Source organism: Limnospira sp. PMC 289.06 (assembly GCF_032350395.1).
Lineage (GTDB): Bacteria > Cyanobacteriota > Cyanobacteriia > Cyanobacteriales > Microcoleaceae > Limnospira > Limnospira platensis.
In genome coordinates, this window is the sequence record NZ_JARPLC010000398.1 from 1 (window position 1) to 791 (window position 791).

Annotated in this window: 1 protein-coding gene; it reads left to right on the plus strand. The window is 41.2% G+C overall.

Going from position 1 to position 791, the window contains the following annotated elements:
* On the plus strand, nucleotides 1-791 hold a 791-nt coding region (locus P5674_RS25435), incomplete at both ends, for a reverse transcriptase domain-containing protein (RefSeq protein WP_315670446.1).

A 791-nucleotide genomic window follows, 5' to 3' on the forward strand; every position in this document is an offset into this window, starting at 1 on the left:
CTCTCGAACCTGAATGGGAATCGAGATTTGAAAGCACAAGCTACGGGTTCCGTCCCGGACGGTCAGCCCAAGATGCAATAGCACGAATTTACTCAAGTATCAACAAGGGTGAATATTATGTACTCGATGCTGATATAGCAAAATGTTTTGACCGAATAAACCATGATTACCTACTGTCCAAAATTCATTGCTCAAGCAGCCTAAAAAGAGACCTGAAACAATGGCTCAAAGCAGGCGTGCTAGATAACGGTGTATTTGAGGATACAGAAGCAGGGACACCACAGGGAGGGGTAATAAGTCCAATACTCGCCAACATCGCACTGTTGGGGATGGTTAGGTTAATAGAAAAAATGTATCCCAATAATACCAACAACAAACCATTTGCCACGGTAATACGATACGCCGATGATTTTGTAGTCATATCCAAAGACCTAGGAATCATTGAACAGTGCAAAATTGCTATCACCGAATGGTTAAACCCTGTAGGATTAGAGATTAAACCCGAAAAGACTCGAATTTGTCACACACTCAAACCTATTGAGTATAATGGCAAAACAGAAGAACCTGGGTTTGATTTTCTCGGATTCAATATCAGGCAATACCCAGTAGGAAAATACAAGTCTGGAAAAACAGGGGGATATAAGAGTCGATTAATCGGACATAAAACCCACATAAAACCCAGCCAAAAAGCAGTTGTTGCCCACACAGAAGTGATAAAAGGTGTAATCAAACAATATAAAACAGCACCTCAGTCAGCCCTGATTAGTAAACTAAACCCGATTATTCGGGGA